Annotated in this window: 13 protein-coding genes; 8 read left to right on the forward strand and 5 right to left on the reverse strand. The window is 55.2% G+C overall.

Annotated elements, in window-relative coordinates:
* Window positions 1-43: 43 nt before the first annotated feature.
* Window positions 44-382: a hypothetical protein gene (locus tag LVD12_RS04805; protein ID WP_237066070.1), complete on the reverse strand. Its 339-nt coding sequence runs from the start codon at window positions 380-382 to the stop codon at window positions 44-46.
* Window positions 383-521: 139 nt separating this feature from the next.
* On the opposite strand from LVD12_RS04805, the gene LVD12_RS04810 reads away from it, so the two are divergent.
* Window positions 522-1,040, forward strand: a complete 519-nt coding sequence (locus LVD12_RS04810; RefSeq protein ID WP_237066071.1) for a peroxiredoxin — start codon at window positions 522-524, stop codon at window positions 1,038-1,040.
* Window positions 1,041-1,129: 89 nt separating this feature from the next.
* Here LVD12_RS04810 and LVD12_RS04815 read toward each other — a convergent pair whose 3' ends face one another.
* The 3 genes from LVD12_RS04815 to LVD12_RS04825 form a co-directional block, all read right to left on the reverse strand.
* On the reverse strand, window positions 1,130-2,575 hold the full coding sequence (locus LVD12_RS04815) for a catalase (protein ID WP_237066072.1): 1,446 nt from the start codon (window positions 2,573-2,575) through the stop codon (window positions 1,130-1,132).
* A 185-nt stretch (window positions 2,576-2,760) separates the two neighbouring features.
* Window positions 2,761-3,159, reverse strand: coding sequence for an FAD-binding oxidoreductase (locus LVD12_RS04820; protein ID WP_237066073.1), 399 nt, complete (start codon window positions 3,157-3,159; stop codon window positions 2,761-2,763).
* Between the two features lie 12 nt (window positions 3,160-3,171).
* Window positions 3,172-3,924, reverse strand: a complete 753-nt coding sequence (locus tag LVD12_RS04825; protein ID WP_237066074.1) for an SDR family oxidoreductase — start codon at window positions 3,922-3,924, stop codon at window positions 3,172-3,174.
* 499 nt (window positions 3,925-4,423) lie between these two features.
* On the opposite strand from LVD12_RS04825, the gene LVD12_RS04830 reads away from it, so the two are divergent.
* From LVD12_RS04830 to LVD12_RS04860, 7 genes are all read left to right on the forward strand, one after another.
* Complete coding sequence (locus LVD12_RS04830) at window positions 4,424-5,335, forward strand: alpha/beta hydrolase family protein (RefSeq protein WP_237066075.1); 912 nt, start codon at window positions 4,424-4,426, stop codon at window positions 5,333-5,335.
* A gap of 27 nt (window positions 5,336-5,362) precedes the next feature.
* Window positions 5,363-6,661, forward strand: a complete 1,299-nt coding sequence (gene kynU / locus LVD12_RS04835) for a kynureninase (RefSeq protein ID WP_237066076.1) — start codon at window positions 5,363-5,365, stop codon at window positions 6,659-6,661.
* A 263-nt stretch (window positions 6,662-6,924) separates the two neighbouring features.
* Window positions 6,925-7,584 carry a DUF2306 domain-containing protein gene (locus LVD12_RS04840; RefSeq protein ID WP_237066077.1) on the forward strand — a complete coding sequence of 220 codons (660 nt, stop codon included), beginning with the start codon at window positions 6,925-6,927 and terminating at the stop codon, window positions 7,582-7,584.
* A gap of 276 nt (window positions 7,585-7,860) precedes the next feature.
* Window positions 7,861-8,037, forward strand: coding sequence for a PLDc N-terminal domain-containing protein (locus LVD12_RS04845; protein ID WP_237066078.1), 177 nt, complete (start codon window positions 7,861-7,863; stop codon window positions 8,035-8,037).
* A gap of 64 nt (window positions 8,038-8,101) precedes the next feature.
* A complete protein-coding gene (locus LVD12_RS04850; RefSeq protein ID WP_237066079.1) occupies window positions 8,102-8,680 on the forward strand; it encodes a DUF6512 family protein in 579 nt (192 codons plus the stop codon).
* A 306-nt stretch (window positions 8,681-8,986) separates the two neighbouring features.
* A complete protein-coding gene (locus LVD12_RS04855; protein ID WP_237066081.1) occupies window positions 8,987-9,532 on the forward strand; it encodes an NlpC/P60 family protein in 546 nt (181 codons plus the stop codon).
* A 90-nt stretch (window positions 9,533-9,622) separates the two neighbouring features.
* Window positions 9,623-10,009 (forward strand): DUF2750 domain-containing protein, encoded by a 387-nt coding sequence (locus tag LVD12_RS04860; protein ID WP_237066083.1) that lies wholly within the window; start codon window positions 9,623-9,625, stop codon window positions 10,007-10,009.
* A gap of 38 nt (window positions 10,010-10,047) precedes the next feature.
* Here the strand turns inward: LVD12_RS04860 and LVD12_RS04865 are convergent, their stop codons facing one another.
* A complete protein-coding gene (locus LVD12_RS04865; protein ID WP_237066085.1) occupies window positions 10,048-12,495 on the reverse strand; it encodes a DUF305 domain-containing protein in 2,448 nt (815 codons plus the stop codon).
* Between the last annotated feature and the right edge of the window lie 588 nt (window positions 12,496-13,083).

Consider the following 13,083-nt stretch of genomic DNA (forward strand, 5'->3'; position numbering starts at 1 on the left):
GTCCCTGAGCACTCCTGTTGGCCACTACCCGGCAGCAGGTTTCCTATCGTCTTTCGCGGGCGGAAAGCTCCGCATACCAATCTCCATAAGGCGTGTTCATCACCAGATGGCGGTTATAGTCCGGGGCACCGTCGTCCCACCATACCGGGCCACGCTCCCCCAGCGCCACCTTGGCTGCGTGAACGCCGCGGTGAGCAGCTTTTTCCGCTTCGACATCGCCACTGCGCTTTGCGCGCCCCACCGCCGAGCGGTGGCGCATCAACTCACGCACCAGACGCTCGCGCTCACCCTCGTTCAGGGCAGGATTGGATCTTCGCCACAGACGACCGCGCACGACAAAATAGCGCTGATCCGGTGTCACCGGATATTGCGTATCAGCCATACAGGACAGAGTGCTCGGGAAATGGTAAAAACCATGATCGGGCTGGGCTCCATGACCCTCTCATCGAGACCGGTAAAAACCGAACGACGCCTGACCTCTGTGTGGCGCTCTCGAATATCTGGCAACAATGGGGACAAACATGAAACATTTCTTAGGCTTCCTTCTCGCCGCCCTGACCAGCCTGCCGCTGGCCGCCCTGGAAGTTGGCGACCCGGCACCCGACTTCAGCCTGCAGGGTTCCGACGGCAAGACCCATAAACTGGCCGACTACCGGGGCGACAAGGCCGTCGTAATTGCCTGGTATCCCAAGGCCTTCACCAAGGGTTGCACCATCGAATGTAAGTCGCTGGCAGAGAACGGACACCTGATTCGCGAATATAACGTGGCCTACTTCATGGCCAGTACCGACGAGCTTGAGACCAACAAGAAATTCGCAGAGGAGCAAAAAGCAGACTTTCCGCTGCTCAGCGATCCGGACGGTGAGGTTGCCAAAGCCTACGACGTGCTGATGCCGGTCATGAACATGGCAAAGCGTGTCACCATTTACATTGGCGAAGATGGCCGCATCCTCAAGATCGACCGGGACATCAAGCCCGCCACCAGCGCCGAGGATATCGCCCGCACGCTGGGCGAGCTGGGCGTCGGCCGCAAGGGCTGAGATAACGGCCCGATCGGAGGCCGCGGGCTACAGCTTCCGCCCCGGCCTCGTTAAGTGATAGCCCAGCTGGCGTCGCTGCAAATCCTGCCTCAGCTGCCATTCACTGCCTGCTCGATGCGATCTCCCACATCCTGGTCGATCTTGCGCCAGTAGTCGAACACGCGCTGCAGGACTTCATCTGAAACACCGGCCTTGAGATGGCCTACCACGTTGGACACCAACCGCGCCCGCGCCGCGTCATCCATGACCTTCCGTACCAGGGTACCGGCCTGCACGAAATCATCATCCTCTTTGTGCGGCGCATAGGGTGCATGCACGAACTCTCCACTCGCCGACCACTTTTCCGTGTATTGGTGGTCGGCACTCGGGCCGCCCTTTGAGTTGGGTGCGTACACAGGATCGGCGACATTCTGTACACGCATGGCGCCATCCTTGCTGTAACTGTGCACCGGACACCTGGGCGCGTTGACGGGAATCTGCTTGTAGTTGACGCCCATCCGGGCCCGGTGGGCGTCCGCATAGGCAAACACCCGCGCCAGTAGCATTTTGTCCGGGCTGAAGCCGATACCCGGTACAGTATTGTTGGGTTCGAAAGCGGCCTGCTCGATCTCGGTGTGGAAGTCAGTGGGGTTGCGGTCCAGCGTCAGCCTCCCCACGTCCTTCAGGGGATAATCGTCGTGAGGCCATACCTTGGTGAGATCGAAGGGGTGGAAGCGATAATGTTCCGCCTCATCGAAGGGCATGATCTGCACCTTGAGTGCCCAGCTTGGATAATCACCGTGCGCAATGGCATCGAACAGGTCGCGCCGGTGGGCGTCCGCATCCTCGCCGGCAATCCTGTCTGCCTCTTCCTGAGTCAGGCACTCGATGCCCTGGTCGGTCTTGAAGTGGTATTTGACCCAGAAGCGTTCACCCGATTTATTGACCCACATATACGTATGGCTGGAGTAGCCATTCATATGGCGATAGGTCCGCGGGATTCCGCGATCGCCCATGAGCCAGGTTACCTGGTGCGCAGATTCCGGCGAGAGTGTCCAGAAATCCCACTGCATGTCGTGATCCCGCAGGCCACTGTCGGCGCGGCGCTTCTGTGAGCGGATAAAGTGCTGAAATTTCATCGGGTCACGGATAAAGAACACCGGCGTGTTATTACCCACCATGTCGTAATTGCCCTCGCTGGTGTAAAACTTGAGGGCAAAGCCACGTGGGTCGCGCCAGGTATCGGGACTGCCCCGCTCCCCCGCGACGGTAGAGAATCGGATCAACGTATCGGTCTTGGTACCCGGCTGGAACACCGCCGCCTTGGTATACGCACTGACATCCCCGGTCACTTCGAAATGACCGAAGGCACCGGAGCCCTTCGCATGGGGCTGGCGCTCGGCAATGCGCTCGCGGTTGAAATTTGCCATCTGCTCGATCAGGTAGTGATCGTGCAGCACGATCGGCCCCTCAGGCCCGACCGTCAGGGAATACTCATCGCTGGCAACGGGGCTACCTGCATCAGTGGTCGTGGGCTTTCGGTCGTCTTTTTTCACTGTGCTCTGTCCTTGCCAGTCTGCGAATCGGCACCGCAATGGCGGGCCGGCAAAAAGAGGGGAAACCAGAGGCTACGATAGCGTACAGAAGCATGCCGGGCGGGGCATTGAGCGCCCCGGGGCCAGAAGTGGGCAATCCCACCGGCCAATCTGACAAATCACCCACAAGTGAAGCAGTGCGGTGTTCATTCCGCGGAGGCCGATACTGCCTCCACCTGCCGCCACTCTGCCTCGGACAGCGGGCGATAACCCCGCGGGAACGGCCACCCATACCCCCAGCGAAACCGGGTTGGCAGGTAGGGAGTACCACCAACCCGCACGCCTGCGAGCATCAGCGCAGCGATTTCCGGTTCACCCACTTCGGCGACACACTGCTGCAGAGCCCGGTCAGCCTGCAGCCGCTCTTCATCTGTTCCGCCCTTCCAGTAGGCATAATCATGTGACGTACAGCAATCCAGCCAAAGTGCCTGTTGAGCCAGCGTGCCATCCGGAAAGGCACTGCAGCCATCTGAGGTAAACGGGGCAATCGCCTCGGCAAATATTGGACTGGCCAGCAGCAAAACGGGAAGTACGGCATATCTCACGGCTTGGGTTCCTTACAGGGGCCGCAACGGAGCGGCGGGCCAGCCACCGGCAAATTTGATGATGGTACCGGTATGGAAAGAGCCTTTCATATTGGCCAGATACCGCACCAGTTCACCTACCTCCTGCGGCTCACCCAACCGGCCAGCCGGCACCACCTCGCGAATGAACGCGCTACCGACCGGATCATCAATGAACTTGGCTTTGGGAAAGTAGGCCTCGCTATACAGATAGTTCGGGGCAATGGCATTGACCGGGATACCCAGCGGCGCCAGTTCGATACTCAGTGACTTGACCAGGGCATTGGCTCCAGCCCGCGCCATATCCGGAATGGCACCACCGGGCAGAGGTAACTCGGTACGGCAGGATGTCACCAGAATGACATTACCGGAACCCTGGGCCTTCAAACGGGGAACTGCCGCCTGCATGAGCCGAAACGGTGCCACCATTACATTTTCGATAGTCGCGTACAGGTCATCGATACTTGCGTCCTCCACCGGCGTGTGGATTGCGGGGAATGTATCATTACTGATCAGAACATCCAGCTTGCCATAGGTCCCCCACACATACTCCATGAACTCCTCAGGTTCAGTGATTGCCACAGGGTCTGTACCGGGGCACTGCCGAGAATAAGCCTGAAGTTGGCCGAGATCAGAGAAAGTCGGATCCTGAGCGATGACCCGATAGCTGTCTTCCAACAGTACCTGCACTGCGGGAGGCCCGACAAAATCCAGGGCATTGGTTACCAGTGCGACTTTTTCATCCATCAAAAAAACTCCCCACCCCGGAGCAGTTTCCGCAATTGCATGCGTGTTTCATAAATCATCAGCTTGCCACATGTTACAGAAGACCGCGCTTGTGAGTGTTTCGCGCCTGACTGTACGCATGCCGCCCGACCAGGATTGCTGACGACATCATCGGCCGTCGAATACCAGCAGTTGACCGCAGCAACGCCAAGAAGAGCATGGATATGCTGGCTTCCTCGACAGGGGCTCTGATTAATCCACAACCAGCAGATTACCGTAGTTACTTTGGTGAAATAAGGCCTGAAGAGTGGTCCATCACCTCCCGCTCCAACTCGATGTAGCCACCAATGCGGTAAACCTGATATTCCTTGCCAGGGTTATCACTCCATTGTCGGATCCAGGATTCCGGACAGAGCGGATAGGGGAGCGTGCAAAAACCAGTATTCGACTTGTACACTCACTACATAATTTATAAAGGCGGCCGTCTGAAGCGGCGTATTCAAGATACACGGAATATGGCATGGCAATACGACTGAACACCCATCAGCTGGCCGCGACCTGCTTACTGGCAACCTTGCTGCTGTCACCGGGAGCTGCTGCTCAACCAGGCACTTCAGCCCCCGTCTATGCTCCGGTCTCTGCCCAGCCCACCTACAGCGAGGCCACCGCGCTGGCCTATCAGCACTTTGATCATAAAATCAGCTACGGCAATGGCCCGAGCCAGTATGGTCTCCTTTGGCTCCCCAAAAACGAACCGACCGGAAAGAAACCGATGGTGGTGATGATACACGGGGGCTGCTGGCTCGAAGCCTACGACATCAGCCATACTTACCCTCTGGCAACAGCGCTCGCACATGAGGGCTACCCGGTGTGGAACCTGGAGTACCGCCGCACGGGCGCCGGTGGCGGAAGCTGGCCGGACAGCTACGAGGACATCCAGGCCGGGCTACAGAAAATTTCCAGCCTTTCAGAGTTCGGCCTTGTGCCCCGGGAAGTGGTATTGGTCGGACATTCCGCCGGAGGCCACCTGGCACTGCTCGCAGCTGCCGACTGGCCGAAACTTTTCCCCGAGGGCATCCCCCACGCCTCTGCCATCGGCATGGCGGCGATCACCGATGTCGAGCACTATGCTCGGGGTGAGAATAGTTGCCAGCAGGCAACCACGCGTTTCATGGGCGGCACGCCCGACACAAGACCGGACGCCTACGCGGCGGCCAACCCGAATAGTCATACCATTTCCATCCCCGTGACTCTGCTTCATGGTGATCAGGATCCCATCGTTCCCTTGAGCCAACTGGAGCTTTTCAATGGAACATACATTCAGAAGCAGGTAGTGCGTGGCGCGGCTCACTTCGACTGGATTCACCCCGGTACGCCGGCCTTCCAAACCCTGCTGCGGCAACTGGAAACAGGAACTTCAGGCAAGGGTTGAATAACAGCCCGACCGACGGAACCACTTATGCGCTTGATCGATGTATTGATGCAACACGATGCTACCGGCCACTCTCCTCGGGTATCCGTGGATATGCTCCCCGATGCGGAAACACTGGATGCGGGAGATCCGCTGCGGGGCAAACGCACTGAATTCCAGTTACCTGCGGGAAGCATCTACCTGGACGGTAACTCCCTCGGCCCCATGCCGCTTGCCGCAGCCGAACGTGCCAAAGCAGTGGTTGGGCAGCAATGGGGTCAGGACCTGATTACCAGCTGGAACAAGCACGCCTGGATCGACCTGCCAGAATCCGTAGGCGAGAAGATCGCCCCCTTACTGGGTGCAGCACCGGGACAGGTGATCTGCTGTGACTCGATCTCCGTCAACCTGTTCAAGCTGCTGTGCGCCGCGCTGGCAATGAATCCGGGCCGCCACAAGGTACTGTCCCAGCAGGACAACTTTCCCACAGATCTCTACGTTTCCCAGGGTCTCCAGCAACTTCTGGGTGGGGAGCACTGTGAACTGGTCTCCGTAGAGGAAGATGAAATCGAGGCCGCGCTCTCAGAGGAGATAGCCGTCCTTCTGCTTACCCAGGTGAACTTCCGCAGCGGCTATGCCCACGATATTGAGCGGCTGACCAGGTTGGCCCACAAAAAAGGGATACTGGTCATCTGGGACCTGGCACACAGCACGGGAGTGATGCCACTGGAGCTGGATCACTGGCAAGTCGACTTCGCCGTTGGCTGTGGCTACAAATACCTGAACGGTGGGCCCGGGGCCCCGGCTTTCGTTTATGCCGCCAGACGCCACCATGAGAAATTGCAGCAGCCCCTGGCCGGCTGGATGGGCCATCACAACCCTTTCACATTCCTTCCCGAATACCAGCCTGCCAGTGGCATCAAACGATTTCTCGTGGGAACACCCCCTATTCTCTCCATGAGTGTGCTCGATGCAGCGATGTCGGTCTTCGCAGATACAGATATTGCACAAATCCGGGCCAAAGCACTTGGACTGGCCGACTTCTTTGCCGTACGCGTCCTCACAAACCCGGCCCTGAGTTCGCTCGAACTGGTCACCCCGAAAGAGCACAAGCAACGAGGATGCCAACTGGCGTTCACCCATGAACATGCCTATGCAATCTGCCAGGCACTCATCTCCGACGGCGTGATCGCCGACTTCCGCGCACCAAGCATCCTGCGCTTTGGGTTTTCGCCACTTTACCTCAGTTATAGGGATATTGAGATCGCCCTCGAGCGCTTGGCCAAAATCATGGAGTCAAAGCGCTACCTGGATGAGCGATTCAGTCAAAAAAATAAGGTCACATGAATTTGGGCTGCAATACTGATCAAAAATCATTCCGCGCACAGGCGGCAAATCACTGAATATCATAAAATTGGCTACCCACATACAACCCTCAGGCGCTGATCATTGACCTTTGGAGTCAATAGTTAGTTGTTAATCGCGCCAAACTGTCGCCTGTCATTAATTACCTGACTCTCTTCACCCGTTTACAAATAACGCTCATTGACTAATAAAGCCGGTGAACGTTAATTTCATCTCTCCAAATAAAAACCTATAGAGAGCACAAGATGATCTGGGAACCATTTGACCCATTCAGCTATTTCATCCATGTAGTGCTGGGATTTATTGCCTTTGCAGCAGGCATTGTTGCCCTTTCCACCAAGAAGGGGACAACGATTCATATCCAGGCAGGGAAAATCTTTTCCTACTTGATTCTCATAGTGGCAATATCGACCATTGTCTTTTTATTTCATGAGTTTTTGCCACTTGTATTGGTGATGATAGTCGCCACGTTCTATCTGGTTCCTAGTGGTATCAACGCGATCGGAAATAATGCAAAGCACGCACTATTGTGGGACAAGCTGCTGACCCTGATCCCCCTGCTCCTGTTTATATTTACCGCTATGCAATTTGTCCGATTCCTATCGATCGAGGGAGCACCCATCGCAGGGCCGTTCCTTTTAGCATCCACGTTTGGATTCATCCTGTACCAGGATCTTGCTCTGTGGAAAACCCGGGACCGCGAAAGGTTCTACTGGGTTCGCCGACATATGATCCGCATGATTCTGGCATTTACCTTTGCAGCGATGGCTGTAGTCAGGCTGGGGATTGATTTTGGTCTGACATTGGAGCAGACGGTGATCTATCCCCTGCTGATCGCCTGGGTATGTATTGCCTACTGTTATAAAAAGTACTCGCCAGCAAACATGGAAGTCGCAAGCGCCTGATATCACAGCCTTTTGGACGTAACTGGATAGCGCTCTGTGCTTGTGCCCTGCAGAGTCGCTCTCCAGAATCATCTGGATACTCCGGTTACTTTCCAGTCATCAATGGGGAAATGGCATGGCTGTAGCGCAGGATATCAGCCATTTACTGGTAGCCCATAAAGGCATCTGAGGCCTGGCGTGATTTTTTCCATCGGGCTGCCCTGACAACTTACGGCCAGTCCCCAACATCTATACTCCGCATTTATCACATTTCCCATTCGCGAGGGCGATACCATCATGGAAGGAATCCTCGGCGTCCTGATTTTCATTGCGGACATCTACGCCATCATCAAGATCCTGCAAAGCTCCGCTTCCGGACTCAAGAAGCTGATCTGGGTTCTGATCGTACTGCTACTTCCGGTTATTGGCCTGATTGCCTGGTTCTTTGCAGGCCCTGGAAGAGAGGGCCGCTGAACGCAGCAACGTGCTCACTGCGCGACCAATGGAAAGTGAATTACGCGTCTGTTCATAGGCATCTATGAAGCAGACGCCACCATCTGAAAGACAATTGGGGGAAAGCCGCAAGCGCCAGATTCTGGCCTGGGAGCTGATCGGCGCCCTATGGATTCTGGTCGCGGGAGGGCTGCTGCACTTCGCATTTGACTGGGGAGGACGATGGAGAGCGATTGCTGCGTTCGTTCCCGTCAATGAGAGTGTTTGGGAACACCTGAAAATGCTGTTCTGGCCGGGTCTCCTGTTTGCCATGTGGCAGTTGCGGTTTACCCCGGTCGACCTGCGTCAATTCCTTACCGCAAAGTGCCTCAGCCTGAGTGCCATGCCCCTGATATTAATCACGCTGTTTTATACTTATACAGCAATCCTGAATGATAATTATCTGGCGCTCGATATCCTCTGTTTCATGATTGCAACTGCCATCGGGCAATGGATGAGTTACTCGCTGCTCATACGCCATTCTGAAGCGCGCGTCTGGCGCGTGCCGGGGCTTGTAGGCATGGTATTCTTCCTGTTCGCTTTCTCCCTTTTCACCTTTTTCCCTCCCCACCTCCCGCTGTTTGAACATCAACAAACCGGGCAATACGGCATCATTCCTGAATAAACGCCCCCTGAACGGCACTTACCTTACCCCAGGCTCCGGGCCCGCGATCAGTCGCTATGACGTATAGCGGCCAGCCCTATTCTGTCCGGATCTCTGTCGCGCCAACCATGAACTGCTTCCTGGCTGTTCAGTAAATATTCAGGTAAACATTGTACTGTGGTTCCAATTTTCTACAGGACTGGTGGCCATCACACGCTGCGATGAGGCCCTGTGATCCCATCATTCCACTATTTCGCCGAACAGGCCGGTAACTGCAGTTCTGCCGAGCCACCTGTGGCCAGCCGGACATCCCGGAGGGAAGTTCATATGGATAAAAAACTGTTGCCCACCTTCCTTCTGACGGCCATGGCCACCGGCTGTAGCCTTGCACCCTACCAGGGAGCCCCCGTCGAGGAGATTTCCCCGCAGTCGCCGGCCAAAGGGGGAGCGCTGCATCTGATGCCACCCGATGGTCAACAACTGAAACAGAAGCTCTATTCACAGCACCGGGAGTGGAAGGGCATCCCTTATCGGCTGGGCGGCCTCAGCAAGCGCGGGATCGATTGCTCCGGCCTGGTATATACCACCTACCGCGACCAACTCGGCATTGAGCTGCCCCGCACCACTGAATACCAGGCCCAGGTTGGCACGGCCATCCGGCGCACCGACCTCCGCCCCGGTGACCTTGTGTTCTTCAAGACAGGTCATAAAGTCCGACATGTGGGCATCTACCTGGAGGGCGGCAAATTCTTCCATGCTTCCACCTCGAGGGGCGTCACCATTTCAAGGCTCGATGGCTATTACTGGCGCGATCGCTACTGGCAGGCACGTCGCGTCGATCTGGATACCGAAGGTCTTGCCATGGGCAAATAGGGCTGCCATACAGGAACCGATGGGGTAAGCTTGAACAGTCAGAACCGGGGATCCCCGAGCTTATCGCTGCAGCCAATGAAAGAATCACACATGGATAAAGAAGAACTTGAGGCAATCCTGGGCCTCAGTTGCGAAGACCGATACGACTACTTCCTCGATCTGGTCGGGGAAGAAAGAGAAGTCTGGATCCTGATCAACAGTGAAGAGCACTTCCTGAAGCTTCACTCCGATGAAAAGGGTGCCCCCGACTATCTTCCTGTCTGGCCCTCGTCCGAGTTTGCCACCACCTATGCCAGCGATGACGCCGACCTCACTCCGAAGAGCATTGCCCTGCCCCAGTTCCTGAAGAAATGGCTTCCGGGCCTGGATCAGGACGGTATCGATGTCGGCGTATTCCCCGGCTCGGATGACAGTGTCTGGATCATGGAAGCACGGGAGCTGGAGAAGGATCTGCGGGAGGAGCTCTCCCGCTTTTGACAGCTTAGCAGTTAAAGTAACCTGCCTAATGGACCTGCTTAACGCAGGTCCCTGGCAATCTCCTTCAGGGATTCGGTAAATGCCCTGGTCATTTCCTCCACTTCATCATTCTCGTTGTTCACGTTAGCCAGTGAAGCGAGTATGACCAGCCTTCCGGCCACCTTCTCGTCCTTGGCGCGCTGGGCCAGCAGTGAACCCGAGCTATCCAGCGCCTGATACATCTCCGCCGCCATGGGCTCGGGTATCGCCCCCCGGCGTGTCAGTTGATCCAGATAGGCTTTGGCCACTACCGGCTTTGACGGCCAACTGACGCGAAACTGTTGCTGCGGGTTAAAGACATCGCCCATATCCGCCACTTCTGCCGCGCCCACCTCATTGGCGGTCAGGTACTGGCTCGGCTGAAGAGTAAAGACATCAATGCCACGAGCGATCTCGGTGCCGTAGATCTTGCCGTTGTACCAGTAGACTGACCAGTAACCGCCTAATGTCATGTGTTCTTCGTCGATTGGGCCCCGGTCGAAGTAACCGATCTCCACCGGGTTGGCGGAATCAGTGAAATCTATCAGCGACAGGCCGCCCTGATACCAGGCCTGTACAAAAACATCACGGCCAGGTACCGGCACGATGGAGCCGTTGTGCGCCACACAGTTTTCCTGGTCGCTCTGGGGTGCCGACAGTTTGTAGTGACTCTTGAACTCGAGCTTGCCATCAACGATGTCATAAATGGCATTAGCGCCCCAGTTCAGGGGGTCCTGAGCCCGACAACGGGGACGACCACCACCGCCCCACTCATCTGTAAAGATCACCTTGGTGCCATCATTATTGAACGTAGCAGAGTGCCAGTAGGCGAATCCGCTGTCCTTCACCGCGTCAATGCGTTTAGGTTTGAGGGGATCGGAGATATCGAACAGGATGCCATTGCCCGAGCAGGCTCCGGCTGCAATCTTGCGCTCAGGAAATACGGTAATATCGTGACAGTGATCAGTACGGTAGGTTTCCTGAGTATCATCACCATGGTCTCCGCCACGCCAGAGCCCTGCCATAGCTCCACTCTCTGTATCTGCGAAGACTGCGGGACTATCGACTATGCGCGACTTTGAGGGATCACCCACCGGAATTTCAATGACGTCGATACGAAATAGCGCAGTACGGCTATCACCCGGTGTGTTGTCCACACAGGAAGGCATTTCCTCTTCTTCGCGAATGGAGCCGATACCCGAGTTATAGACAATGATCTTCCCATCCTTGCCAGGTCCAGAAACCACAGAGTGGGTGTGGGATCCACGGCATGTCTGCACTGCCCCTACCTGCACAGGTCGCTGCAAGTCACTGATGTCGAATATCCGCAAGCCCCTGAAACGTTCAGGGCTGGCATCCTCGCTCACACCCTGCAAGCCGCAATCAAGTCGAGCCCGTGTTTGCTCGACGGACATGATCAACAAGTCACCGACTATAGATACATCACCTTGTCCACCCGGGCAAACCACCGAACTGATATGCTTTGGCATGCTCGCATTCTGGAGTTTGTAGATATTGAAGCCGTGGTAGCTACCGGCAACCATCACGTCATCAAAGAAAGCAATATCTGTATTGGCAAAATCCATAAATGGATAGCGCGTCCACTCCTCTTTCTTTTTTTCTTTTTCCTCTTCGGACTCACCTTCAACTTTCTTTTCTTCGCCCTTTTCCGGCATTTCAGGCGGTAACCCGGCTATATTCTCTGGATCGTAGAAGCCCGCTGGCTTTGGCAGCAACCCTTCATGATTCAGGTTGAATATTGCCTCTCCTGCATCATGGTAGCCGGCGGCCAGTCCCGCACGAGGATCATCTGACAACCCTGCGAGCAATTTGCTCATCCGCTCTACTTCGGCCGTCTGATCGTTGGTAATATCTGAGGTAAACTCGAATAAAACAGGATCATAAGCAGAACCAGGTTTTTCCTGAAGATCCTCGACCATCTTAACTGCGCCCTCGTGATGGGCGATCATCAGCTCCAAAAACATACGATCAAAGTCCTTGGCTTTGGAGCCTGCCAGGGCTTTCATCTGTTCCGGCGTCGCCATTCCGGCCATCTTGTGGTCAGTCTGCATGTGGTGATGATGTTTCGGATCGGGAACTGTTTCACCCCGCTCCTCCAACCACTCCTGCATGAACTGGATTTCATCTTCCTGTGATGCGTCAATTCGACCGGCCAGATCAACGATCTCAGGGTTATTTGTCCGCTCCCGGACAAGCTCTGCCATCTGCAGGGCCTGATGATGGTGGGGGATCATATCCTGCATGAACCGAACGTCGTATGGCGAATAGCTGGAAACCGCTATCTTGATCGCATCCTCCGCGCTCAGCTCCTTTACAGGCTCCCCCGGAGAACCGGGGTGTATTATTTTCACTTCATCAGCTCGGGCAGAGACAGGCCCGGTTACAAGGCAGGTGACAATGGCCGTTTTGGCGATAAAGAGACAGGTAAATCCCCGAGACTCGATCATTTAAATCCCTCCAAAGAGTTTTACCCTGCACCAGCTACAGCTGTCCCAAGTCAAAACTTACATATAAACATCCAATGCTTGGAGTCGTATGGGAGGGCGGTTAGTGAAGTCGTATATTTTTATCCGGTAAATTTATACAAATTCACATTGGCATTATCAACAAATACATCAAAACAATAACAACTGATACCCAGCTCCACGGCTTATCTGGACAACATAATTAACATTTGGCGACACAAAGTCAGATCCCGAAACTCTCTTTTACCTATCTGGGTTTACAAGTGCCTGAAACAGGATACTTCTATTGAAGGCGGTGTCTGAAAAAATCAGGCGCAGGGAGTGCCCCTCTGCAAGCCAATTTCTGCCTGCCTTTTTTGCATTTAATTCCTATACCTGACTACCAGCGGAATCGCGTCGACTTTGCGACATAAGTTAAATGGCTTAGGCTGCCATCGAAATACGCGACCATATCCAGAAGCTGATTTGGCAAAAAAGCAAATTGATTTAATTTGAGCCAGCTGCACTGGATAGAGAAAGTCAGATATATCGGCCGTCCCTAACTGAAGAAAAGCAGAGATATCTGCTGAG

Origin of the sequence: Microbulbifer guangxiensis (assembly GCF_021729075.1) — a bacterium.
Taxonomy (GTDB): Bacteria; Pseudomonadota; Gammaproteobacteria; order Pseudomonadales; family Cellvibrionaceae; genus Microbulbifer; species Microbulbifer guangxiensis.